Here is a 20,733-nt window from a genome sequence, read left to right as displayed (position 1 = left end):
CGGGCTCACGTGTTTACGGTCGGGGACCGCTCACATCCCCGCCACGCATTCAAGGACGCATCCCACATGAAGCAGTCTGCTGCCAAGACCCTCGGTGTCGCCGCCCTCGGCGCCGCCTTCGCCGCCGCAGGCGCCGGTGCCGCGAACGCGGCGCCGGCCGCGCCGGACGCCTCCTCGGCGCTGGACAACGTCACGAAGACGCTGCCGACGGAGAACGTCGGCAAGTCGCTGCCCGGCGGGAACGACACGCTCGCCCAGGGGAAGGACGCGCTGGGCCAGGTCGTGCGCGCCGCCCAGCCCGCGGTCGGACAGCTGCTCGCGGAGGGGCCGGCCGGGCCGGTGGCCGGGCTGCTCGGCGGACTGCCGCTCCAGGGACTGCCGACCCACGGTCTGCCCGTCAACGGCGTGCCGCTGGGCTGACGCCCCAACTCCTCCGTACGTACGCCGATGGGGCGCGCCCGGCTTTCCGGGGGCGCCCCACCTGTGTTTCGCGGCCTGTCCGTCGCCGGCCCGGGCGGGCCGACCGTGCCCTCACCACGCCGTGCGGATCTTGTCCTCCGAGGGGAACAGGAACCACAGCGCTATGTAGAGCAGGAACTGCGGGCCCGGCAGCAGGCAGGACACCAGGAAGATCACTCGCATCGTCGTCGCGGAGGTGCCGAAGCGCCGTGCCAGCGCTGCGCACACTCCGCCGATCATGCGGCCTTGGGTGGGGCGGACAATGGCGCTCATCCTGGCTCCTTCGTGAACCGTGTCGAGGCTTCCGGTGTGGCGGCCTCACTGACGTCAACGCTACGGTCACGAAAAGGGCGAAGCATCGCTCTACGGTGCGATCCCGACCCTGGGAATCGTCGGGGTCAGACCCTGAGACAGCTCCTCCGGGCGGACACTCGCGCGCCGCCGCGTGTCGGCCCTGCGGCGGAGGCGGGCCCGGACCGCGGGTACGACGGCCAGGTGGGCCAGGGCGACGCCCACGGTGTTCAGCAGCAGGGAGTCGATGTCGACGACCTGGCCCGGTACGCCGGTCTGGAGCAGCTCGATGGCCAGGGAGATCAGGGCGCCCGCGGTCATCGTACGGAACAGGGAGGCGAGGGGGGAGACGGCGAGTCTGCCGTCGGCCAGGGGGAGGAGTACGCCCAGGGGGGCGAGCAGGGCCAGGCCCTCGCCGATGCGGCGGGCCGCTTCCTGAGGGGTGAGGGCGAGGTCGGCTCTGATGCCGGCGAAGGGCCGCAGATTGGCGGCGCTCACCCATGGGACGTCCAGGGGGCGCAGCGTGATCCAGGCGACGAGCGCGAGGTGGGCGACGAGGAGGACACCTCCTGTCGCACGGACGCGGATCACGGCGCTGTCGCCGTTCGGACCTTGACGCTGCACGCACCCCTAGACGCGGGGGTCGGTGGGATCGGTTCCGGGTGGGGCGGGGGTCACATCCGTCCGCCTTCGGCATCGGCTCCGGTAGCGGCATCGGTTCCGGTGGCTCCGGTGGGGCGCCTCGGCTTCGGTGGGGCGCCCGCCTCGGCTTCGGTGGGGCGCCTCGGCTTCGGTGGGGCGCCCGCCTTGGCCCGGTGGGTGGGTCGGGGCCGCGCCGGTACATCCGCCCGTTGCATGTCGGGCGTGCACCTTGGTCACAGGGGTGGACCGGCGTTCCTGCCCGACCTGCAACGGGCATCTGATGTACCGGCACGGCCCCTTCTGCGGGAGGGCGGGTGCGGGTCGTGCCCCTTGCGGGTGGGCAGGTTCGGGGCGCCGGGGGAGGCGCGGGGGTCAGTTCGGGTCGACGGCCGTGGACGGTGGGGACTCCGTGCCGGGGCGGGAGCGGACTTCCGGGGTGCAGTCGTAGTGGTGGAGCGGCTGGGGCGAAGGGCCGCCCAGGATGACGGAGCCGTCGTCCGCCGCGGTCGCCTCCGAGTTGGCGAACGTGCAGATGATCTGGGCGAGAGCGTACGAGGTCAGCTCGTCCGGCGGCGTACTGAGCCGGAACGTGTTCTCGGGGTCCTTGCCCTGCGGCCCGCTCACCCGCGTACCGGCCCGCACGTCGGTCGTGTACCCGGCCTGCGTCTCCGGTGAGGAGGGCTGTTCGGCGAGCTGGTCCAGGAGACCCTGGGCGACGAGCACCCGCCGCTGCACCTCCGCCGTACCGTCCGGAATGCGCACCGAACGGTCCAGGGTGACCAGCTGCGCGGAGCACAGCAGGAAGACCTGGACCGGAATGCCGGGCGCCGACCGGGTGGAGATGTCGGACGCCGAGAGCGCGCACGGCACCCGGGACGGCGCGGGCCCGAAGTCCGTGGGGACCTGGGTCGAGCGGATCCCGCAGCCCGTGAGCAGCGCGGCCAGCACGGGCAGCGCGAGCCACGCGCGAAGTCGTCCCCTCATCCGGCGTCCTCCTCCGTGCCGTCCGCGTCCGGCGGCGTGGACGTGTCCCGGGGCAGCCGCAGGGTGAAGACCGCACCGCCCCCGGGCGAGTTGGCCGCGGTGATCTCGCCGCCGTGGATGTGCGCGTTCTCCAGGGCGATGGACAGGCCGAGGCCGCTGCCCTCGGAACGCGGCCGGGACGCGCTCGCCTTGTAGAAGCGGTCGAAGACGTGCGGAAGGACGTCCTCGGGGATGCCGGGTCCGTGGTCCTGGACCTCGATCACCAGATCGTCGGACTCCTTGCGGACGAAGACGCAGACCGGCGAGCCGCCGTGCTTGAGCGCGTTGCCGATCAGGTTGGCGAGGATGACGTCCAGCCGGCGCGGGTCGAGCCGGACCATCATGCCGCGCTCGGCGTTCAGCTCCACCGCGTCCAGCCAGGCGCGCGCGTCGATGCACGCCGTGATCTGGTCGGCGATGTCCACGTCGTCCAGGACCAGCCGGGCCGTGCCCGCGTCGAAGCGCGTGACCTCCATCAGGTTCTCGACGAGGTCGTTGAGCCGGCGGGTCTCGCTGACCACCAGCCGGACGGCGGGCTCGATCATCGGGTCCACGCTGCCCGTCTCGGCGTCGAGCTCCTCTTCCAGCACCTCGGTGACGGCGGTGATCGCCGTGAGCGGCGTCCGCAGCTCGTGGGACATGTCGGCGACGAAGCGGCGCGACGCCTCGTCCCGCGCGCTCATGTCCGCGACACGTTTCTCCAGCGACTCCGCCGTGCGGTTGAACGTGCGGGAGAGATCGGCCAGTTCGTCCGTCCCGGAGACCCGCAGCCGTGTGTCGAGCTTGCCCTCACCGAGCCTGCGGGCCGCGCTGCCCAGCCGGTGCACCGGCTTGAGGACCGTGGTCGCGGCGGCCTGGGCGAGCAGCGCCGAACCGATCAGTGCCAGACCGGTGGCGATGCCCAGCGACCAGGCGAGCGAGCTGAGGTCCTTGGCCTCCGGCTCCAGGGACTTGAGCAGGTAGCCCGTCGGTCCGCCGCCGATCACCTTCGTGCCCGCCACCAGGTACGGCTGGTCGTTCTCGACGATCCGCTGCCAGTACAGGTGGTAGGCGTACTTGTTGTGGGAGGAGACCGACTGCCTCCTGTTCACGGCCTTGCGCAGGGACTCCGGTACGTCCTCCAGCGTGAAGGCGTCCAGGTCCGAGTTGCCGGTGACGGCACGGCCGTCCTTGTCCTCGACGACCAGCAGCACGCTGAACCGCTGGCTGCTGCTCGCCATCTGCCCGGCCGTGTGCTGGAGTTCGTCCTGCGTCGGGTGCGGGCGCAGCGCGCTGGCGCGGTTCTGCATCTCCTGCTGGAAGTCGCGCAGCACCGCGTCCTGGGTGCGGGTGAGGACGGCCTCGCGGTTGAGCCAGTAGGCGATCGCCGAAGCCGAGACCGCCGCCGTGAGTGCGACGAGCCCGAACACCACGACCAGGCGCAGCCGCAGGCTCGTGAAGCGCAGTCCCGCCAGCCTCGCCCTGCGCGCCGCGGCCCAGCCGCGGCGCTCGTCCCGCGGTGGTGTCACTGAGGATTGTCCAGCCGGTAGCCGACTCCGCGCACGGTACGGATCAGGGTGGGCGAGGACGGAACGTCCTCCACCTTCGCGCGCAGGCGCTGCACGCACGCGTCCACCAGGCGCGAGTCGCCCAGGTAGTCGTGCTCCCAGACCAGCCGCAGCAACTGCTGGCGGGACAGCGCCTGTCCCGGCCGGCGGCTCAGCTCCAGAAGCAGCCGCAGCTCCGTCGGCGTCAGTTGCAGGTCCTCGCCGTTCTTGGTGACCGTCATGGCGGCCCGGTCGATGACCAGGGAACCGAACGTCGCCGAGTCGTTGGCCTCCCGCTCACCGCGCCGCAGCACGGCGCGGATCCGGGCGTCGAGGACACGTCCCTGCACGGGCTTGACGACATAGTCGTCGGCGCCGGACTCCAGCCCGACCACCACGTCGATGTCGTCGCTGCGCGCGGTCAGCAGGATGATCGGCAGCTGGTCCGTGCGCCTGATCCGCCGGCACACCTCGAATCCGTCGATGCCCGGCAGCATCACGTCCAGCACGATGAGATCCGGCCGTTGCTCCCGCAGCAGCTTCAGACCGTCCTCGCCGGTGGCAGCGGTGGCCACACGGTGTCCCTGGCGCGTCAAAGAGAGCTCCAGGGCCGTACGGATGGCGTCGTCGTCCTCGATCAGCAACAGGGAAGGCACGAACGTCATTCTGGCCCATGGCACGGTGGTCTATCGACCGTTGAAGCGCTCCCACTCATCTCTTGCACACATGGAAGGCGGCGGGAACCGTCTGCGTAGTCGTACGGCTCTGCTCCGTGAACAAGCCGTGAGCACGTCGTGACGCGCCCGGGGGCGCGCCCTGTGACAGGCCTGTGACAGTCGGCGGACACGGCCATGAAGTGACCGCGGCAAAGTTTTCGACACGAGCACGGCAGGCAGGGAACCGGGACTCCACGACGGGGGGCGCGAGATGAACACGCTGCACAGCACCAGCGCGAGCGCAGTGGTCACGCGTCTTCACGACGTCGGCAGGAGCACCGGGGGCGGCCGGGGCTGCGCTCGGAACGCCGGGCGTCAGCACACCGCGTACATGACGGTGGTCGACGCGTTCACGGGGGGAACCACGGCGCCGGACACCGTCGCCGCCGGCGGGGGAGCTCACGGGGGAGCCGCGTACGGGGAGGGCACGGGGGAGCGTCGCTCGGTGTCGGAGGCGGAGTTCACCGCCTACGTCCAGGAGCGCCGCGCCTCCCTGTACGCAACCGCCTACCACCTGACCGGTGACCGCTTCGAGGCCGAGGACCTGTTGCAGAGCGCGCTGTTCTCGACCTACCGGGCCTGGGACCGGATCAGTGACAAGGCCGCGGTGGGGGGATACCTGCGGCGGACGATGACCAACCTGCACATCAGTGCCTGGCGTCGTCGCAAGCTGAACGAGTACCCGACCGAGGAACTGCCGGAGACCGCCGGTGACACGGACGCGATGCGCGGCACCGAACTGCGCGCCGTGCTGTGGCAGGCGCTCACCCGGCTGCCCGAACTCCAGCGCACCATGCTGGTCCTGCGGTACTACGAGGGCCGCACGGACCCGGAGATCGCGGAAATCCTCGACATCAGTGTCGGCACGGTGAAGTCCAGCATCTGGCGGTCGCTCCGCCGGCTGCGTGAGGACGAGGTCCTCAGCTTCGGCCGTGACGAGGAGGAGTCCTTCGGCGAGCTCGTCGCCTGAAGGCAGCGGGGGGACCACGGGGGAGCGGTTCCGGGGGGAGCCGCTGTGGTCACGGGGGACCACGGGGGAAGCACGGGGGAGCACGGAAGAGCGGGACTGGAGGGCCGGGGGGCCCGTCCGGTCCCGCTTTCGTGTGCGCGGAAAGGGGCTACGCCGGGCTGCCGGCCTCCGCGCGGCGGCACGCCGCCGCGCCCGCCAGCCGCCCCAGCGCCTCGTCGCGGTCGCACGCGTACGCGCCCAGTGACGTCTGCCGGGCCACGATCGTCCGCTCGGCGCGCATCAGGCGCCAGCCGCGGCGAAGCAGGAACGGAGCCGACTTGCGGCCCTCCCTGAGGTCGCGCAGGAAGCGCCGGCGGAAGGTGGTGAGGGGGCCCCGGGTCAGGCACAGGGCGTCGGCCAGGACGCCGAGTTCGCGGCAGCGCCCGACGATCTCGGCGGCGAAGATGCCCTCGGCGATGAACCGCGGGGTCCGGTCGATGTGGAACGTCTCCGTGCCGGTGCGGGCGCTCAGCGAGAGGTCGTACACGGGGACGGTCGTACGGCCCGTGCGGCACAGCTCCGTGATGGCGGCGACCGCGGTGTCCGCGTCCCAGGACAGCGGGTGGTCCCAGTCGATGTCGGAACTCCCCTCCACCTGGGGCAGGGTCGGGTCCGTGCCCTCCTTGTAGAAGTCGTCGAGCCGCAGCACGGGCAGGCCCGAGCGGGCGGCGAGGAGGGACTTCCCGGAGCCGGACGGGCCGGAGAGCAGCACGACCCGGGCGGGTATGGGCGGATGGGAACTCACGAGAGTCCAGTGTGAGGCATCGGGCGGCCCCGGCGGACCCCGCGGGTCGGCGTTGGAGCGTACATCACACCTCAACTACCCTACGTGTCGACCCGATTACCTTGAGCACCAGAAGGTGGCACCAGCCATGGCTCGACACGCACTCTCGAACACCCCGACCGCCCGGCGCGCCCTGGTGGCCCTCGCGACGGCGGGTGCGGCGCTCGGGGCGGGGGCCTCCACGGCCGCCGCGGAGACCCAGGACGTTCTCGGTGTGGCGCACACCCGGCCCACCTCGCTCGGCAACGTCGACCCGCAGGCCGGTCTGCAGGCGCTGACCGGGATGGTCGGCTACGTCACCGGCCCGGTCGCCGGGCTCAAGCCCAACCCGCTGGCCGGTACCGGAGTCGACCCGCTCGACAACGGGGTCGGCACCCAGCTGGGCGACTTCCGGCCGCTGACCTCCCAGGCGCTGACGGGGCCGGTGGCGCAGGCGCCGTCCATCGGGTCCATCCCGGTGGTCGGGCAGGTGGCCGGACTGCTGCGCTGACAGGAGGAGAGCCGCGCTCCCCCTGGACGGAGGGGGAGCGCGGCTCTCCGGCGGACGGGACCCCGGCGGTGCGAGCCGGGATCAGGGGGCCGGGCAGGCCCCGGCCCGGTGGCGGCTCAGTACGAGGAGCCGGACGCGCCCAGTGAACCCGTCGGGTGCCAGACCGTCTTGGTCTCCAGGAACGCCGTGAGCCGCTCGATGCCCGGCGTCCGCGCGTAATCCACAGGCTGTGGACGCAGGACGCGCTTCAGGTTGTCCGCGGCGGCGACCTCCAGCTCCTTCGCCAGCGCCTCGTCGGCGCCCGCGAGGTCGATCGCGTTGACGTCCTGGTGCGCGGCCAGCGGTGCGGCGATCTCCGCCGTCCGGCCGGAGAGCATGTTGACCACACCGCCGGGCAGGTCGGAGGTGGCCAGCACCTCACCGAGGGAGAGCGCCGGCAGGGGCGACCTCTCGGAGGCGACGACGACGGCGGTGTTGCCCGTCGCGATGACCGGGGCGATGACGGAGACCAGGCCGAGGAACGACGACTGCTGGGGTGCCAGGACCGCCACCACGCCCGTCGGTTCCGGCGTGGACAGGTTGAAGAACGGGCCCGCCACCGGGTTGCCGCCGCCGACCACCTGGGCGATCTTGTCGGTCCAGCCCGCGTACCAGACCCAGCGGTCGATGGTGGCCTCCACCTGGTCGGCCGCCCTGGACTTCGACAGCCCCTCGGCGTCGGCCACCTCGTGGACGAACTGGGCCTTGCGGCCCTCCAGCATCTCCGCGACGCGGTAGAGGATCTGGCCGCGGTTGTACGCGGTCGCCCCCGACCAGCCGCCGAACGCCTTGCGGGCGGCCATGACGGCGTCCCGGGCGTCCTTGCGGGAGGACTGCGGCGCGTTGGCCAGCCACTTGCCCTTCGGGTCTGTCACCTCGTACACCCGGCCGCTCTCGGAACGCGGGAACTTCCCGCCGACGTACAGCTTGTAGGTCTTGAACACCGACAGTCGCGCATCAGACATCGAGGTACGCCTCCAGGCCGTGGCGGCCGCCCTCGCGGCCGAAGCCCGACTCCTTGTAGCCGCCGAAGGGCGACGTCGGGTCGAACTTGTTGAACGTGTTGGACCAGATGACGCCCGCGCGGAGTTTGCCGGCCACCGCGAGGATGCGGGAGCCCTTCTCCGTCCAGATGCCGGCGGACAGGCCGTACTGGCTGTTGTTGGCCTTCGCCACGGCCTCGTCCGGCGTGCGGAACGTGAGCACGGACAGCACCGGGCCGAAGATCTCGTCGCGGGCGACGGTGTGCGCCTGGGTGACGTTCGTGAAGAGCGTCGGGGCGAACCAGTAGCCCGCGGACGGCAGTTCGCAGGCCGGGGACCAGCGCTCGGCGCCCTCGGCCTCGCCCTGCTCGGTGAGCGTGGTGATGCGCGCCAGCTGCTCGGCGGAGTTGATCGCGCCGATGTCCGTGTTCTTGTCGAGCGGGTCGCCGAGGCGCAGCGTGGAGAGCCGGCGCTTGAGCGAGTCCAGCAGCTCGTCGTGGATCGACTCCTGGACGAGGAGGCGCGAGCCCGCGCAGCAGACCTGGCCCTGGTTGAAGAAGATGCCGGTGACGATGCCCTCGACGGCCTGGTCGACGGGGGCGTCGTCGAAGACGATGTTGGCGCCCTTGCCGCCCAGTTCGAGGGTGGCCTTCTTGCGCGTGCCGGCGATCTGGCGGGCGATGGCCTTGCCGACCGCCGTAGAGCCTGTGAACGCGACCTTGTTCACGTCCGGGTGCTCGACGAGCGCGGCGCCCGTGTCGCCGTATCCCGGGAGGATGTTGACGACACCCCGGGGCAGGCCCGCCTGGCGGCAGATGTCCGCGAAGAACAGGGCCGACAGCGGGGTGGTCTCCGCGGGCTTCAGCACGACCGTGTTGCCGGTGGCGAGCGCCGGGGCGATCTTCCACGCGAGCATCAGCAGCGGGAAGTTCCACGGGATGACCTGGCCGGCCACGCCGAGCGGGCGCGGGTTCGCACCGAAGCCGGCGTGGTCGAGCTTGTCCGCCCAGCCCGCGTAGTAGAAGAAGTGCGCGGCGACCAGCGGGAGGTCCGCGTCGCGGGTCTCCCGGATGGGCTTGCCGTTGTCCAGCGTCTCCAGGACGGCCAGCTCACGGCTGCGCTCCTGGATGATCCGCGCGATGCGGAAGAGGTACTTGGCGCGCTCGGAGCCGGGCAGCGCCGACCACTTCTCGAAGGCCCGGCGGGCCGCCTTCACGGCACGGTCGACGTCCTCGGAGCCCGCCTGCGCCACCTCGGAGAGGACCTCCTCGGTGGACGGGCTGACCGTCTTGAAGACCCTGCCGTCGGCGGCCTCGGTGAACTCGCCGTCGATGAACAGGCCGTAGGACGGCGCGATGTCGACGACCGCGCGGGACTCGGGCGCCGGCGCGTACTCGAATGCGGATGACCGCTTCTCGATGGTCATGGTGATCAGTCCACCGTCACGTAGTCGGGGCCGGAGTAGCGGCCGGTGGCCAGCTTCTGGCGCTGCATCAGCAGGTCGTTCAGGAGCGAGGACGCGCCGAAGCGGAACCAGTGGTTGTCCAGCCAGTCCTCGCCCGCGGTCTCGTTGACCACGACCAGGAACTTGATGGCGTCCTTGGAGGTGCGGATACCGCCGGCGGGCTTCACACCGACCTGGACACCGGTCTGCGCCCGGAAGTCGCGGACCGCCTCCAGCATGAGCAGCGTGTTCGCGGGCGTCGCGTTCACCGCGACCTTGCCCGTCGAGGTCTTGATGAAGTCGGCGCCGGCCAGCATCCCGAGCCACGAGGCCCGCCGGATGTTGTCGTACGTCGACAGCTCGCCGGTCTCGAAGATGACCTTCAGGCGGGCGGCGCCCGAGGCCTCCTTCACGGCGACGATCTCCTCGTACACCTTCATGAAGTCGCCCGCGAGGAACGCGCCCCGGTCGATGACCATGTCGATCTCGTCGGCGCCCGCGGCGACCGCGTCGCGCACGTCGGCCAGCTTCACGTCGAGCGCGGCACGTCCGGCCGGGAACGCGGTCGCCACCGAGGCGACCTTCACCCCGGAACCGGCGACGGCCTCCTTGGCGGTCGCCACCATGTCGGGATAGACGCAGACGGCGGCGGTACTGGGGGCCGACCGGTCCGTCGGGTCCGGACGGACCGCCTTGGCGCCGAGCGCCCGGACCTTGCCCGGGGTGTCCGCGCCTTCCAGCGTCGTCAGGTCGACCATCGAGATGGCGAGGTCGATGGCGTACGCCTTCGCCGTGGTCTTGATGGAGCGGGTGCCGAGGGAGGCGGCACGCGCCTCCAGGCCGACCGCGTCGACGCCGGGCAGCCCGTGGAGGAAGCGGCGCAGCGTGCTGTCGGACGCGGCGACGTCCGTGAGTGCATGAGCAGCGGATGCAGTGGTGGGCATGGTCACGACCTGAGCATATCTACGCGCGTAGCGGCTGTACACCCCACGGGGTCGAAGTGACCTCGGCCACCGGGGACGGGCGCGGCCGCCACTGTCGGGCACAATCGGGGCCATGACGACCCCGGACCACCAGTCTCCCGCACCGGACGCCGCGCACCCAGAGCTGAGCGACCGGATCTACCGGTCGGCCGCGGGTATCGCGGGCGGCGTGCTCCTGCTCGCCATCGCCGGCTGGCTCGGCGTCGACGCGCTGATCACCGGGCACGGGCGCACGCCCTGGCTGGCGCTCGCCTCGCTGATCCTGCTCGTCCCGCTGGTGGTCGCCTTCACGCTGCGCCCCGCCGTCTTCGCGAATGAGGACCGGCTGCGGGTGCGCAACCCGTTCCGGGTGATCGTGCTGCCCTGGGGCACCGTCGGCTCGCTGCGCTCCGGTTACTCCAACGAGGTCGTCGACACGTCCGGCACCAAGTACCAGCTGTGGGCCGTGCCCGTCTCCCTGCGCGCCCGCAAGCGGGCCGCCAGGCGGCAGACCCGCAACGCCGCAGCGGACACCAGCGGCCGCACGTCCGCCGTCCCGGCCGAACCGGTCCGTGCGCAGACCGACCAGATCATGGACGACCTCCGGGTGCTCGCCGAGGACCGGGCAGCGGCGCAGAGCGCCCGGGGCGAGGTCGGCGTGCGGTGGGCGTACGAGGTGATCGCCCCGGCGATCGCGGGGGCGGTGCTGCTCGCCATCCTGATCGCGACGGGGTGACGCCGCCCCGCTCCCGGCCGGGGCGGGCCGTGTGCCGCGATGTGCCCGGCAGACGGTTCCGGGGCCGCGGGCGGGCGCGTGGACCGGTGTCCGCCCACAGGCTCGTGGCCATGCGCCCCGACGGAGGCGGACGGCCGTACCGGACCGGTTCGTGTGGGCGGGCAACCGCGCCTGCGGCGGGAACGTCTGGGAGACGATGAGTACGAATCTCGAGGTGCCGGCGCGGCTGCCCGCGTCCGCCCTCCCCGACGGCTGCCGTGCCTGGGACGGCGAACAGGCCCGCCGCTGGACGCGTGCCCTGCCGCCGCGCTGGGTGCCGTCGCGGGTCCGGGCGCGCTTCCACCTGACGGCGAGCGTCCTCGTCCTGGTCGCGGGCTGCCTCCTGCCCCCGCTCGCGGAGATCCGCCCGTACGTCGTCGCGCTGCTCGCCTGCCACGTCGTCTGGGTGGCGGTACGGCCCGAGGTCGTACCGGTCGCGGCTCCGGTGCTCGCCGTCGTCGTTCTCATGCAGCAGCCCCGGCCGGCCTGGACGGTGACCGGGCCGGTGCTCGCCGTACTGGCGCTGACCTGCGTGGCAGCCGTCGTACGGCTGCGGGCCCGGGCGGGCCAGCGCGCGGCGGCCCTGGCCGCTGCCGGCGGCGTGACGGCGCCGCGGCCGGACGGGGACCGGCCGCTGGAGCGCGGGAAGTTCCTCATCGCCGCCGGGCTCTTCCTGGCGGCGCTCGGCGGTGTCGTGGCGGCGACGGCGGACGTCTGGGACCTCGTCGACGACCCCCGGCTGTCCCGCACGGCGGGCTGGTACGCCGTCGGGCTGGGGCTGACGACGTTCCTCTCCGGCCGCCTGGGCCGTCGCCGGAGCGCCGCGCTGCGCGACTCCCCGATACCGGTACTGCGTGTGCTCGTGCGCTACGACGGCACCGGGGACACGGAGGTCTTCGCCGCGGACGATCCACAGGCACGACGGCCGCTGTTCACCGTCGCCCTGCGCGAACTGCCCGACGACGACGAGGACGACGGGGACGACGAGCACGACGAGGAGCTCGAGGACCTCCTGCACGGTCTCGACTCCCCGGGTCCCCTGCGCGAGGCCGTCCTCCACGGGGTGCCCTGCGACGGCGCCGAGATCCTCCTCGTCGGCGCCGGGAAGCAGCCGGACGGGCCGCCGTCCGTGGCCTGGTCGACGGGTCCGGTGCGTCCGCTGTCGGAGGGTGCCGCACGGCGCCGGGCCGCCGCGCTGAGACGGTCCGCGGCCCGCGCGGCGCAGGACGAGGAGCGGCGCACGGCGGCGGCCGCGGCCGTGGCGGACCCGGACTCCGGACCGGTACCGGTACGGCGCTGGGGCGCGGGGTGGTGGGACCGCCTCGGCGCCGCCGGACTCGTGCTGCTCGGCTGGTGCGGCCTCCTCGGCCAGGACGGCGTCTGGCGCTACGTCCTCGGCGCGCTGATCGGCCTGATGGGCGTGCTGTCGCTGCCGCGCAAGCTGGCCTGGCGCATCACAGCCGACAGCTCGGGGCTGTGGCTCAGCGGCCTGCGGCGCGTCCAGCACGTCGCCTGGGACCACATCCGGGTGGTCGAGTGCCGGGAGACCGTTCTGCGGGTGGACAGCCGCCAGGCGTCCTTCCCCGGGTGGACGGTCCACGGCCCGCGGCTGCCGTGGCTGGAGCGCCGGCTGGGCCGGCTTCACCCGTACGAGAGGACGGCCGCCGAGATCACCGCCATGTGGCACGACCCCGCGCTGCGGCCGGCCGGCACGTGCGGCGAAGGGCAGCGGGGGCGACGGCTCTGGCCCCTGAGCGTGTTCCTCGCGGCGGCCTGGGCGGCGGTGCTGGTCCTCCTGCTTTCTTAGCGCCCGCCCGGGCCGGGTCACCGGGTGCCGGCGCGGAGTGGGCGAAGCCCCGGCTCCGAAGGTCCGGGGCCGGGGCTTCGCGCCGTCGTGCGGGGCGGTGACTCAGATGCCGGCCGCGGCCGACAGGTCCTGCTTGATCATCGCCAGCAGGCCGGTCGCCCTGGTGCGCGCCTCGGGCAGGTCGGCGTGGCCGGCGACCGGCACCACGACCTCCAGGTAGCACTTCAGCTTCGGCTCCGTGCCGCTCGGGCGGACGATCACCCGGGCCCCGTCCAGCGTGTACCGCAGTCCGTCCGTCGGCGGGAGCGTTGCCGTGCCCCGCGTCAGGTCCTCGGCCTTCTCGACCGTCAGGCCCGCGAGCCGCGTCGGCGGCTGTTCGCGCAGCCGCCGCATCGCGCTCGCGATGACCGAGAGGTCCTCCACCCGGACGGAGAGCTGGTCGGTGGCGTGCAGACCGTACTCGACGGCGATGTCGTCGAGGAGGCCGAGCAGCGTGCGGCCCCGCTCCTTGAGCTCGGAGGCCAGCTCCGTGACGGCGAGGGCGGCGGTGATGCCGTCCTTGTCGCGTACGCCCTCGGGGTCGACGCAGTAGCCCAGCGCCTCCTCGTACCCGTACCGCAGGTCCTCGACGCGGGCGATCCACTTGAAGCCGGTCAGCGTCTCCTCGTACCCGAGACCCGCCTTCTCGGCGATCCGGCCGAGGAGCGAGGACGACACGATCGACTCGGCGAACGTGCCGCGCACACCCCTGCGGACCAGGTGCTCGGCGAGCAGCGCGCCGACCTCGTCGCCGCGGAGCATGCGCCAGTCGGCGCCGTCCTTGACGGCCACGGCGCAGCGGTCGGCGTCCGGGTCGTTCGCGATGATCAGGTCCGGCTCGCTCTCGCGCGCCTTCGCGAAGGCCAGGTCCATCGCACCCGGCTCCTCCGGGTTCGGGAACGCGACCGTCGGGAAGTCGGGATCGGGTTCCGCCTGCTCGGCGACGAGCACGGGCTCCGGGAAGCCGGCCCGGGCGAAGGCGGCCAGCAGGGTCTCCTTGCCGACGCCGTGCATCGCCGTGTAGACGGTGCGGGCCGTACGGGGCGAGCCGGGCGCGAGTACGGCGTCCGTACGGGCCAGGTAGGCGTCAAGGACGCCCTCGTCGAGGGTTTCCCAGCCACTGTCCGGGCGCGGCACGTCGGCCAGGGAGCGCACGGCGTCGATTTGGGCCGCGATCTGCGCGTCGGCCGGCGGGACGATCTGCGAACCGTCGCCGAGGTAGACCTTGTAGCCGTTGTCGCGCGGCGGGTTGTGGCTGGCGGTGACCTCCACACCCGCGACCGCCCCGAGGTGCCGTATGGCGAAGGCCAGGACGGGCGTGGGCAGCGGCCGGGGGAGCACGGCGGCCCGCAGGCCCGCGCCCGTCATCACGGCCGCGGTGTCGCGGGCGAAGTCGGCGGACTTGTGGCGGGCGTCGTAGCCGATGACGACGAGGCCGTCGGTGCTGCCCTGCGCCTTCAGGTACGCGGCGAGGCCCGCGGCCGCCCGGATGACCACGGAGCGGTTCATGCGCATCGGACCGGCGCCGAGCTCGCCCCGCAGGCCGGCGGTGCCGAACTGGAGGGTGCCGCCGAAGCGTGCGGCGAGCTCGGTGACGTCCCCGGCCTCGATGAGCCCGGCGAGTTCCTCGCGGGTCTCCGCGTCGGGGTCCTCGGCCAGCCATGCCTCGGCCCGTGCGATGAGTTCGTCCTGCACGTGGGGTCAACCTCTCGTCTTCGTCTGCGTCGTACGTTGCCTTGTGCCCCGGGGGTCGCTGTCCCCCGAGCGCTCACTCCCCGGGCCCCGGCCGGCCCGGACGGCCTCGGCTCGGACGGGGGCCGGGGCGGCGCCCGTGGGTCAGATGCGGTCCAGCACCCGGGTGAGGAGCGCGCCCATGCGGGCGGCGGAGTCGCGGCCGGCCTGGAGGACCTCCTCGTGGTTGAGGGGCTCGCCCGTCATACCGGCGGCGAGGTTGGTGACCAGGGAGATGCCGAGCACCTCCGCACCCGCCTCACGCGCGGCGATCGCCTCGAGGACGGTCGACATGCCGACCAGGTCCGCGCCGATGACGCGGGCCATCCGGATCTCGGCCGGCGTCTCGTAGTGCGGGCCGGGGAACTGGGCGTAGACGCCCTCCTCCAGGCTGGCGTCGACCTCCTTGCACAGGGCGCGCAGCCGCGGCGAGTACAGGTCGGTGAGGTCCACGAAGTTCGCGCCGACGATCGGCGAGGTGGCCGTCAGGTTGAGGTGGTCGCTGATGAGGACCGGCTGGCCGGGGCGCATGCCCTCGCGCAGGCCGCCGCAGCCGTTGGTGAGCACGATGGTCTTGCAGCCGGCGGCCACGGCCGTCCGGACGCCGTGTGCGACGGCGGCGACGCCGCGGCCCTCGTAGTAGTGCGTGCGGCCCAGGAAGACCAGCGCCCGCTTGCCGCCGATGCGGTACGAGCGGATCTTGCCGCCGTGTCCCTCGACCACCGGCGGCGGGAAGCCGGGCAGCTCGGTGACCTGGAACTCGGCCTCGGGGACGCCGAGGGCGTCCACGGCCGGGGCCCAGCCGGAGCCCATCACGAGGGCGACGTCGTGGGTCTCGGCGCCCGTCAGTTCGCGCAGGCGCGCGGCGGCGGCGTCGGCGGCGGCGTAGGGGTCGCCCTGGATGTCGTCCGGAAGAAGAGATGCGTTCACGCGCATGAGGGTAGCCGGTCCGGGCCTACGCGCGTAGATGACAGAGCTCACGGTCTTGCGATCGTTGTCTTGTCGTTTCCGACGAAGGGTCCGGCAAAGAGAGGGGTGAGGGGCGGCGGCGGTGATGCGGGGCGCTGCGGACACAGAACCCGACCGCCCTGGCGCAGGCGCTCAGCAGGGGCGCTTGCGGAGTTCCATGACGTAGTCGTGCGGCGCGCCGGCCGACTCCGCCGCGTCGGCGATCTCACCCAGGTACCTGGCCGACGGCAGCCCGCCCTCGTACCCGTTCAGCACGTACACCCACGCGGGTTCCTCGCCCTCCAGGGTATGCACCCGCACACGCATACGGCGGTAGATGTCGAGGCCGACGCCCTCCCAGCGGTCCATCGAGTCCTCGTCCAGCGGCGCGACGTCGTACAGCGCCACGAACACCTGGGAACGCGGTGCCTCGACGATCGTCGCCAGCGCGCCCTCCCAGCCCATGTGCTCACCGGCGAAAGTCAGCCGCCAGCCGTTCAGCCAGCCGGTGGCGCGCAGCGGCGAGTGCGGGGCGCGGCGCGTCATGAGCCGCGGGTCGAGATTGCCGGCGTACGCGGCGTAGAGCGACATGGGGTCGAGGGTACGGCAGCGACGACCGACGCCTCCCGTGTAACAGAAGTCCCTCGAATGCACGGACGGCGGCCCCCGGGCGGAAGCACCTTGGCGCGTGCGGGACAATGGAGTACGTGACTCGGATCGTGATCATCGGTGGCGGACCCGGCGGATACGAGGCGGCCCTGGTGGCCGCCCAACTCGGCGCGGAGGTGACCGTCGTCGACTGCGACGGTCTGGGCGGGGCATCGGTGCTCACCGACTGCGTGCCGTCGAAGACCCTTATCGCGACGGCCGAGGTGATGACCACCTTCGACTCGTCGTACGAGGAACTGGGCATCATCGTCGCCGACGACACCCCGCCGCTCGAGCAGGCCGCCCGGGTGGTGGGGGTCGACCTCGGCAAGGTCAACCGCCGGGTGAAGCGGCTCGCCCTCGCCCAGTCCCACGACATCACCGCCTCCGTGACCCGGGCCGGGGCACGCGTGCTGCGCGGTCGCGGGCGCCTCGACGGGCAGCAGGCCATGGACGGCTCGCGCAAGGTCGTCGTACGGGCGGTCGACGGGAGCGAGGAGACCCTCGTCGCGGACGCGGTGCTCATCGCGACCGGCGGGCACCCCCGTGAGCTGCCCGACGCGCAGCCGGACGGGGAGCGGATCCTGAACTGGACCCAGGTCTACGACCTCGACGAGCTTCCCGAGGAGCTCATCGTGGTCGGCTCCGGTGTCACCGGTGCCGAGTTCGCCGGCGCCTATCAGGCGCTCGGGTCACGCGTCACGCTCGTTTCCAGCCGTGATCGCGTGCTGCCGGGCGAGGACCCGGACGCCGCGGCCGTGCTGGAGGACGTCTTCCGGCGCCGCGGCATGAACGTCATGGCCCGTTCGCGCGCGCAGGCCGCCAAGCGGGTGGGCGACCGGGTCGAGGTCACGCTCGCCGACGGGCGGGTCATCACCGGGTCGCACTGTCTGATGGCCGTCGGCGCCGTCCCGAACTCCACCGGCATGGGGCTCGAGGAGGCCGGGGTCAAGGTCAAGGACTCCGGGCACATCTGGACCGACAAGGTGTCCCGGACGACGGCTCCCGGTGTCTACGCCGCCGGGGACGTGACCGGGGTCTTCGCCCTCGCCTCCGTGGCCGCCATGCAGGGCCGCATCGCGATGTACCACTTCCTCGGCGACGCGGTCACCCCGCTGAACCTGAAGACGGTGTCGTCGAACGTCTTCACCGACCCCGAGATCGCGACGGTCGGGTACACCCAGGCCGACGTAGACGGCGGCAAGATCGACGCCCGGTTCGTCAAGCTGCCGCTGCTGCGCAATCCCCGCGCCAAGATGCAGGGCATCCGCGACGGTTTCGTCAAGATCTTCTGCCGGCCGGGTACGGGGATCGTGGTCGGCGGTGTCGTCGTCGCGCCGCGCGCGTCGGAGCTGATCCACCCGATCTCACTCGCGGTCGACAACAACCTGACCGTCGAACAGGTGGCGAAGGCGTTCACGGTGTATCCGTCCCTGTCGGGGTCGATCGCCGAAGTGGCCCGGCAGTTGCACACCCGGAAGAGTGCGGACGAGGGCTGACGCGACTGGGGCGTGGGCCGGCGCGGGCGTCCGGGCTGACACGGGGCGTCCGCCCGGCGCGGGCCGGGGCGGGCGAGACCCGGGCGGGCGAAGGTGAACGACGGGTGACGGGTCGGGGTGGCGCGTATACCACTCCTTGTCCTGCTGTGCGAACAACTTCTGCTATTCGGCGCAAACTGCTGAAAGCAGACGGTCGTTGGGGTTACTGTCAGTTTCGTGTTCGCTGCAGAACGTCGCCAATTGATCCTCGAAATGGTGCGAGCGAACGGGGCCGTGTCGCTCCGTGAGCTCGCCCGCGTCGTCCAGACCTCCGAAGTGACCGTACGGCGGGACGTGCGCGCACTGGAGGCAGAAGGACTCCTCGACCGCCGGCACGGCGGTGCGGTATTGCCGGGCGGGTTCACGCGGGAGTCCGGCTTTCCGCAGAAATCGCATCTCGCGACCGCCGAGAAGACGGCCATCGCCGATCTCGCCGCGGGTCTCGTCGAAGAGGGCGAGGCCATCGTGGTGGGGGCGGGAACCACCACCCAGGAGCTGGCCCGCCGGCTCGCCCGGGTGCCCGGTCTGACCGTCGTCACCAACTCGCTGCTGGTGGCCCAGGCGCTGGCCCATGCCAACCGCGTGGAAGTCGTGATGACCGGCGGCACCCTGCGGGGTTCCAACTACGCCCTCGTCGGCAGCGGGGCCGAGCAGTCGCTGCAGGGGCTCCGGGTGTCGCGGGCCTTCCTCTCGGGGAGCGGTCTGACCGCCGAGCGCGGGCTGTCGACGTCCAACATGCTGTCGGCGTCCGTCGACCGCGCGCTCGTGCAGGCGGCCGGGGAGGTCGTGGTCCTCGCCGATCACACCAAGCTCGGCACGGACACGATGTTCCAGACCGTGCCGACGGAGCTGATCACCCGGCTGGTGACCGACGAGCCGCCGGCGCACGACGACCGTGCGGCCACGGAGTTGCAGGCCCTGGCCGACCAGGGGGTGCAGATCGCGGTGGCCGGGTCGGCGTCCTCGGCGTCCTCCGCGAACGGCGGGAGTGGCGCGGGGGGTGACACGGGCCCGGCGGGGCGTCAGTCGCGCCGGGACATGCCGTTGCCCGGGCCGCGGCGGGGGCAGGTGCCGGGGGCGCAGTTGCGGAGCGCGACCGTGCTGGGGGAGCAGGCTCCGGGGGAGCGGGCTCGGGTGGCCGACTTGCGTCGTCGCTGACGGATTCTGGCGGGGGCGCCTTGACCGGGGGTGCCTGGGCCGGGGGTGCCTGCGCCCCGGGGGTTGCTTGACCGGGGGTGCCGTGCTCGGGGTGCCTGCGCCCCGAGGCTTTGGGCGGGGGCGCTTCGGCCCGGTGGGTGGGTCGGGGCGGCGCCGGTGCATCCGCCCGTTGCATGTCGGGCGTGCGCGTGGGTTGCCAGATGGACCGGGGTTGTCTGCCCGACCTGCAACGGGCATTTGATGTACCGGCACGGCCCCTTCTGTGGGAGGGCGGGTGCGGGTTCTGCCGGTTGCGGTGCGGGGCCGGCTCGGCTTCTTGTGTGGGAGGGCGGGTGCGGGTCGTGCCGGTTGTGGTGCGGAACCGGCTCGGCTCCTTCTGTGGCGGGCGTGCTGCTGGGTGGCGACGTGGAAGCGCCCGGCTCCTGTGAACAGGGGCCGGGCGCTTTCTGGTGTCGGGGTCAGTCCTTGATGTCGCAGATGGGGGCGCCGGAGGTGAGGGAGGCGCCGATTTCGGCGGTGAGGTTTTTGATGGTGCCGGAGCGGTGGGCGTTGAGGGGCTGTTCCATTTTCATGGCTTCGAGGACGACGATCAGGTCGCCTTCGTTGACCTGCTGGCCTTCTTCGACGGCGACCTTGACGATGGTGCCCTGCATGGGGGAGGCGAGGGTGTCGCCGGAGGCGGCGGGGCCGGACTTCTTGGCCGCGCGGCGTTTGGGGCGGGCGCCGGCGGCGAGGCCGGTGCGGGCCAGGGACATGCCCAGGCTGGAGGGCAGGGACACTTCCAGGCGCTTGCCGCCGACCTCGACCACCACGGTCTCGCGGCCCGCTTCGTCATCGCTCTCGCTTGCGGCGGGAGCGGCGAAGGCGGGGATGTCGTTGACGAACTGGGTCTCGATCCACCGGGTGTGGACGGTGAACGGTTCGGTGGAGCCGCTCAGTTCGGGAGCGAACGCCGGATCGGTGACGACCTTGCGGTGGAAGGGCAGCGCGGTGGCCATGCCCTCCACGGTGAACTCCTCAAGGGCGCGGGCGGCGCGCTGCAGGGCCTGTTCGCGGGTGGCGCCGGTGACGATGAGTTTGGCGAGCAGGGAGTCCCAGGCCGGGCCGATCACGCTGCCGGACTCCACGCCCGCGTCCAGGCGGACGCCGGGGCCCGAGGGCGGGTTGAAGGCGGTGACGGTGCCCGGGGCGGGCAGGAAACCGCGGCCGGGGTCCTCGCCGTTGATACGGAATTCGAACGAGTGGCCGCGCAGGACGGGGTCGCCGTAGCCGAGTTCCTCGCCGTCGGCGATGCGGAACATCTCCCGGACCAGGTCGATCCCGGCGACTTCCTCGGTGACCGGGTGCTCGACCTGCAGACGGGTGTTGACCTCCAGGAAGGAGATCGTGCCGTCCGCGCCGACCAAAAACTCCACCGTGCCGGCGCCGACGTAGCCGGCCTCACGCAGGATCGCCTTGGAGGAGGAGTACAGCTGCTCGACCTGCGCCTGGGACAGGAACGGGGCGGGGGCTTCCTCGACGAGTTTTTGGTGGCGGCGCTGCAGCGAGCAGTCACGGGTGGAGACGACCACGACGTTGCCGTGGGTGTCGGCAAGGCACTGCGTCTCCACGTGGCGGGGCCGGTCCAGGTAGCGCTCGACGAAGCACTCGCCGCGGCCGAACGCGGCGACGGCCTCACGTACCGCCGAGTCGTACAGCTCGGGTACTTCCTCCAGGGTGCG

The 20,733-nt window shown here is 72.3% G+C and carries 20 protein-coding genes; 7 read left to right on the top strand and 13 right to left on the bottom strand.

Annotated elements, in window-relative coordinates; all coding sequences use genetic code 11:
• Nucleotides 1-66 precede the first annotated feature (66 nt).
• On the top strand, nucleotides 67-420 hold the full coding sequence (locus tag ACFYP4_RS23195; RefSeq protein ID WP_358854936.1) for an ATP-binding protein: 354 nt from the start codon (nucleotides 67-69) through the stop codon (nucleotides 418-420).
• 111 nt (nucleotides 421-531) lie between these two features.
• On the opposite strand, the gene ACFYP4_RS23190 is transcribed toward ACFYP4_RS23195, so the two are convergent.
• From ACFYP4_RS23190 to afsQ1, 5 genes are all read right to left on the bottom strand, one after another.
• Nucleotides 532-732, bottom strand: coding sequence for a PspC domain-containing protein (locus ACFYP4_RS23190; RefSeq protein WP_388787672.1), 201 nt, complete (start codon nucleotides 730-732; stop codon nucleotides 532-534).
• A 90-nt stretch (nucleotides 733-822) separates the two neighbouring features.
• Nucleotides 823-1,374: a VanZ family protein gene (locus tag ACFYP4_RS23185; protein WP_358854934.1), complete on the bottom strand. Its 552-nt coding sequence runs from the start codon at nucleotides 1,372-1,374 to the stop codon at nucleotides 823-825.
• A 390-nt stretch (nucleotides 1,375-1,764) separates the two neighbouring features.
• The gene (locus tag ACFYP4_RS23180; protein WP_358854933.1) at nucleotides 1,765-2,376 is read right to left on the bottom strand and encodes a hypothetical protein; all 612 of its coding nucleotides are present in this window, start codon (nucleotides 2,374-2,376) and stop codon (nucleotides 1,765-1,767) included.
• Nucleotides 2,373-3,923, bottom strand: a complete 1,551-nt coding sequence (locus ACFYP4_RS23175; RefSeq protein WP_358854932.1) for a HAMP domain-containing sensor histidine kinase — start codon at nucleotides 3,921-3,923, stop codon at nucleotides 2,373-2,375. Before ACFYP4_RS23175 ends, ACFYP4_RS23180 begins: the two co-directional genes overlap by 4 nt.
• Nucleotides 3,920-4,597, bottom strand: coding sequence for a two-component system response regulator AfsQ1 (afsQ1, locus tag ACFYP4_RS23170; RefSeq protein ID WP_099505496.1), 678 nt, complete (start codon nucleotides 4,595-4,597; stop codon nucleotides 3,920-3,922). The genes ACFYP4_RS23175 and afsQ1 overlap by 4 nt, the downstream gene beginning before the upstream one ends.
• 271 nt (nucleotides 4,598-4,868) lie before the next feature.
• On the opposite strand from afsQ1, the gene ACFYP4_RS23165 reads away from it, so the two are divergent.
• Nucleotides 4,869-5,627, top strand: coding sequence for a SigE family RNA polymerase sigma factor (locus tag ACFYP4_RS23165; RefSeq protein ID WP_358854931.1), 759 nt, complete (start codon nucleotides 4,869-4,871; stop codon nucleotides 5,625-5,627).
• A 148-nt stretch (nucleotides 5,628-5,775) separates the two neighbouring features.
• Here the strand turns inward: ACFYP4_RS23165 and ACFYP4_RS23160 are convergent, their stop codons facing one another.
• Nucleotides 5,776-6,411, bottom strand: a complete 636-nt coding sequence (locus tag ACFYP4_RS23160; protein WP_388787666.1) for a uridine kinase — start codon at nucleotides 6,409-6,411, stop codon at nucleotides 5,776-5,778.
• Between the two features lie 127 nt (nucleotides 6,412-6,538).
• Here ACFYP4_RS23160 and ACFYP4_RS23155 point away from each other — a divergent pair, with 127 nt between their 5' ends.
• Nucleotides 6,539-6,940 (top strand): hypothetical protein, encoded by a 402-nt coding sequence (locus ACFYP4_RS23155; protein WP_358854929.1) that lies wholly within the window; start codon nucleotides 6,539-6,541, stop codon nucleotides 6,938-6,940.
• 116 nt (nucleotides 6,941-7,056) lie between these two features.
• Here the strand turns inward: ACFYP4_RS23155 and ACFYP4_RS23150 are convergent, their stop codons facing one another.
• From ACFYP4_RS23150 to deoC, 3 genes are read right to left on the bottom strand one after another with little or no spacing between them, the layout of a single operon-like run.
• Entirely contained in the window at nucleotides 7,057-7,944 is an 888-nt protein-coding gene (locus tag ACFYP4_RS23150) for an aldehyde dehydrogenase family protein (protein ID WP_388787663.1), read from the bottom strand.
• Nucleotides 7,937-9,388 carry an aldehyde dehydrogenase family protein gene (locus tag ACFYP4_RS23145; RefSeq protein ID WP_358854927.1) on the bottom strand — a complete coding sequence of 484 codons (1,452 nt, stop codon included), beginning with the start codon at nucleotides 9,386-9,388 and terminating at the stop codon, nucleotides 7,937-7,939. The genes ACFYP4_RS23150 and ACFYP4_RS23145 overlap by 8 nt, the downstream gene beginning before the upstream one ends.
• Nucleotides 9,389-9,393: 5 nt before the next feature.
• Nucleotides 9,394-10,350 carry a deoxyribose-phosphate aldolase gene (gene deoC, locus ACFYP4_RS23140; protein WP_358854949.1) on the bottom strand — a complete coding sequence of 319 codons (957 nt, stop codon included), beginning with the start codon at nucleotides 10,348-10,350 and terminating at the stop codon, nucleotides 9,394-9,396.
• A gap of 112 nt (nucleotides 10,351-10,462) precedes the next feature.
• Between deoC and ACFYP4_RS23135 the strand changes: the two genes are divergently transcribed.
• Nucleotides 10,463-11,104, top strand: coding sequence for a PH domain-containing protein (locus ACFYP4_RS23135; protein ID WP_388787659.1), 642 nt, complete (start codon nucleotides 10,463-10,465; stop codon nucleotides 11,102-11,104).
• Between the two features lie 196 nt (nucleotides 11,105-11,300).
• The gene (locus tag ACFYP4_RS23130) at nucleotides 11,301-12,950 is read left to right on the top strand and encodes a hypothetical protein (RefSeq protein ID WP_388787656.1); all 1,650 of its coding nucleotides are present in this window, start codon (nucleotides 11,301-11,303) and stop codon (nucleotides 12,948-12,950) included.
• A gap of 102 nt (nucleotides 12,951-13,052) precedes the next feature.
• On the opposite strand, the gene ACFYP4_RS23125 is transcribed toward ACFYP4_RS23130, so the two are convergent.
• The 3 genes from ACFYP4_RS23125 to ACFYP4_RS23115 all read right to left on the bottom strand — a co-directional run bounded on the left by ACFYP4_RS23125 (nucleotide 13,053) and on the right by ACFYP4_RS23115 (nucleotide 16,259).
• Nucleotides 13,053-14,684, bottom strand: a complete 1,632-nt coding sequence (locus tag ACFYP4_RS23125) for a phospho-sugar mutase (RefSeq protein ID WP_388787653.1) — start codon at nucleotides 14,682-14,684, stop codon at nucleotides 13,053-13,055.
• A 141-nt stretch (nucleotides 14,685-14,825) separates the two neighbouring features.
• On the bottom strand, nucleotides 14,826-15,650 hold the full coding sequence (locus tag ACFYP4_RS23120; protein WP_358854923.1) for a purine-nucleoside phosphorylase: 825 nt from the start codon (nucleotides 15,648-15,650) through the stop codon (nucleotides 14,826-14,828).
• A 171-nt stretch (nucleotides 15,651-15,821) separates the two neighbouring features.
• Entirely contained in the window at nucleotides 15,822-16,259 is a 438-nt protein-coding gene (locus ACFYP4_RS23115) for a gamma-glutamylcyclotransferase (protein WP_121405665.1), read from the bottom strand.
• 107 nt (nucleotides 16,260-16,366) lie between these two features.
• Between ACFYP4_RS23115 and ACFYP4_RS23110 the strand changes: the two genes are divergently transcribed.
• Together ACFYP4_RS23110 and ACFYP4_RS23105 are read left to right on the top strand one after the other, a co-directional pair.
• Nucleotides 16,367-17,815 carry an NAD(P)H-quinone dehydrogenase gene (locus tag ACFYP4_RS23110; protein WP_358854922.1) on the top strand — a complete coding sequence of 483 codons (1,449 nt, stop codon included), beginning with the start codon at nucleotides 16,367-16,369 and terminating at the stop codon, nucleotides 17,813-17,815.
• 216 nt (nucleotides 17,816-18,031) lie between these two features.
• Nucleotides 18,032-19,012 (top strand): DeoR/GlpR family DNA-binding transcription regulator, encoded by a 981-nt coding sequence (locus ACFYP4_RS23105; protein ID WP_358854921.1) that lies wholly within the window; start codon nucleotides 18,032-18,034, stop codon nucleotides 19,010-19,012.
• 458 nt (nucleotides 19,013-19,470) lie between these two features.
• Here ACFYP4_RS23105 and ACFYP4_RS23100 read toward each other — a convergent pair.
• The coding region (locus ACFYP4_RS23100; protein ID WP_388787648.1) for a biotin/lipoyl-containing protein at nucleotides 19,471-20,733 on the bottom strand (1,263 nt) is incomplete at its 5' end.

The organism is Streptomyces sp. NPDC005551, from assembly GCF_042871785.1.
Taxonomy (GTDB): Bacteria; Actinomycetota; Actinomycetes; order Streptomycetales; family Streptomycetaceae; genus Streptomyces.
This window is presented reverse-complemented; position numbering and strand designations above follow the sequence as displayed.